Origin of the sequence: Geminicoccus flavidas (assembly GCF_009806515.1) — a bacterium.
GTDB classification, from domain to species: Bacteria; Pseudomonadota; Alphaproteobacteria; order Geminicoccales; family Geminicoccaceae; genus Geminicoccus; species Geminicoccus flavidus.
In genome coordinates this window covers 1-2,593 of record NZ_WUJP01000079.1, presented here as the reverse complement: position 1 = coordinate 2,593, position 2,593 = coordinate 1, and the positions used below count along the sequence as shown (strand labels likewise).

Sequence of the window (2,593 nt, the reverse complement as noted above, 5' to 3'; positions counted from 1 at the left end):
GGCCCGGCAGCGACGTCATCCCCTATTTCGTGTTCGCGGCACCGGGCGGCATGCTGCCCTGGGGCGACGGTGCCGTGATCGGCCCACCGGTGGCGGCGACCCTGGACGGCAGTGCGGCGGTCGACCTGCCGGCCTATGGCGTGATCCCTCCGGTGCCGGGTACGCAGCCCGGTACCTATGCCGATTCGATGCTGGTCACGATTATTTTCTGAGAAACTTCCGGTAACCGGTTGCAGCCATTGCTGGTCGGCCCTGTCCAACCTGGGCAGCCGCCGGTCATGGTTAGGACCCGTTGAGGAAATCCCCGACGAGCTGCGCTAGCATCTTCCCGGGGCCCCACCCGAAGGGCCGACGAGGAAACGACCTTGCGCACCATTCTAGCAGCCGCCGCTCTGGCGGCGGCCGTGCCGGCGGTCCCACCCGCCGCCCTGGCCGGGCAGGCCACCGCGAGCCTGGGTGTCAGCGTCACCGTGCTGGCGGCCTGCCCGCCCGGCAGCGGCCGGCCCTGCGCGCCGCCCGCCGCCGCGTCGGGTTCGGCCGGAACCGGTACACCCGCCACCGCATCGCCGGCACCGCCGATCGCGGTCCTGCGCGACGAAGTGACCGGCATGGTGACCATCGTCTACTGATCTTCAACCTCTGGCATCGCTCCGGCTTCGCCCCTAGAAGCCGGAAATCCGACGATGCACCGCAGGCCCCGTGTATAGTGGCCGTGGACGAGGGAGATCACGTGGCGACAAGCGATGACCTGACCTGCAGCCGCCGTACGGTCTGGCAGGGCGGGATCGGCACCCTTGCGCTGCTCTTGGCAGCGGGCCGGTCCCGGCCGGTGCCGGCCGCCCAGCAGTCATGGCCGGACTTTCTCGACCAGATCGCGCGCGAGGCGCGCCGGCTCGGCATCTCGCCCGCCACCACGAGGGCAGCGCTCGCCCGGGCCGAGCGGCTGGAGAGGGTCATCGAGCTGGACCGGCGCCAGCCCGAGGGCCAGATGAGCTTCGCCGACTATATCGGCCGGGTGATCGACGCGAACCGAGTCCGGCGCGGTCAGGAGATGCTCGAGACTCATCGGGATCTCCTGGAGCAGATCCGCTTCCGCTTCGGGGTGCCCAACCCGACCCTGGTGGCGCTCTGGGGGCTGGAGAGTTCTTACGGGCGCAGCACCGGGACTTGGTCGGTAGTCTCGGCCCTCGCCACCCTGGCCCATGACGGCCGGCGCTCCGAATTCTTTCGTGGCGAGCTGATGGCGGCCCTGCAGATCCTGGACGCGGGCGATGTCGACCTGGACGAGCTGAAGGGCTCCTGGGCCGGCGCCATGGGTCAAGCCCAGTTCATGCCGTCCACCTATCTGCGCCATGCAGTGGACTGGGACGGCGACGGACAGCGCGACATCTGGGGCTCGATACCCGACGTGCTCGCGTCCATGTCCAACTTGCTGGCGCGCTCGGGCTGGCGTCAGGGCGAGCTCTGGGGCCGTGAGGTGCAAGCACCTGCCGACCTGCCGGCCGGACGGCGCGACACCGTCGCCGCGTTCGCCAAAGCGGGCGTGCGCGACAGCGAAGGCGGCCCGTTGCCCAACTCCGACATGCCGGCGGTTTTGCTGCGCATGGACGGCCCGGGCGGCCGGGCCTTCTTGACCTACCACAACTTCCAGGTGATCAAGATCTGGAACCGCTCGGACTATTTCGCTCTGTCCGTCGGACTCCTCTCCGACCAGTTGAAGGCTGCCTGATCGTCGTGACCCGCAAGGCAACCATCGGTCCGCGCGTGCTGGCCTCCTCGACGGGCCGCCCCCCGGCGCGGAACTGGCTGGCCGCCGGCCTGCTCCTGCTGCTGGCGGCCTGCTCCGGCAGCGCGCCACCGTCGCCGGCACCTGGTCCCAAGGTCGCCGGACCCACGGGCACCTACAAGATCGGCAAGCCCTACCAGATCGCCGGGCGATGGTATTACCCGGCCTATGACCCGTCTTACGACCGCACGGGCACCGGCTCCTGGTATGGCGAGCAGTTCCAGGGGCGACCCACCGCGAACGGTGAGATCTTCGACAAGGAGACCATCTCCGCGGCCCATCCGACCCTGCCGCTGCCCTCGATCGTGCGGGTGACCAATCTCGAGAATGGCCGGTCCATGGAGATCCGGGTGAACGACCGCGGCCCGTTCGTGGACGACCGCGAGATCGACCTGTCGGAGGCGGCCGCCCGGGCGCTGGGCTATCACGGCAAGGGCCTGGCTCCCGTCCGGGTCCAGTTCGTCCGGATCGCTCCGGATGCGCTGGGCGCGCCGCCGGAGCCGGTCCAGATCGCATCCGCGGCGGGCGGCGACAATCTCTACCATAAGGCGAGCGCTCCGGCCGTGACCCGGGCGCGCCGCGCGGAGGCGGCACCCTTCCGGGCGAGCACGGTCGAGGTGCGGGAAGCGGTGGAAGCCGAATCGGTGCCCCCAACCTGCGCATCGCGGGGGGACCCCCTGTTCGTCCAGGTGGGCGCGTTCTCCGATCCCGGCGGGGCGGACCGCGTGAAGCGGCAGATGGCAGCCCTGGGTGACGTCCTGCTGGAACCGGTGTTCGTACGGGGCGAGGCGCTGCTGCGGCTGCGGG

General features: G+C 70.3%; 4 protein-coding genes. All 4 read left to right on the top strand.

The features are described from left to right. On the top strand, positions 1 to 212 hold a 212-nt coding region (locus EQG76_RS02065), incomplete at its 5' end, for a spore coat protein U domain-containing protein (protein WP_159710157.1). Positions 213 to 365: 153 nt separating this feature from the next. Next, positions 366 to 629 carry a hypothetical protein gene (locus tag EQG76_RS02060; protein WP_159710155.1) on the top strand — a complete coding sequence of 88 codons (264 nt, stop codon included), beginning with the start codon at positions 366 to 368 and terminating at the stop codon, positions 627 to 629. A gap of 101 nt (positions 630 to 730) precedes the next feature. Continuing rightward, positions 731 to 1,729, top strand: coding sequence for a lytic murein transglycosylase (locus tag EQG76_RS02055; RefSeq protein ID WP_200840488.1), 999 nt, complete (start codon positions 731 to 733; stop codon positions 1,727 to 1,729). Between the two features lie 5 nt (positions 1,730 to 1,734). After that, a partial coding sequence (locus EQG76_RS02050; RefSeq protein WP_235031162.1) for a septal ring lytic transglycosylase RlpA family protein occupies positions 1,735 to 2,593 on the top strand: 859 nt, incomplete at its 3' end.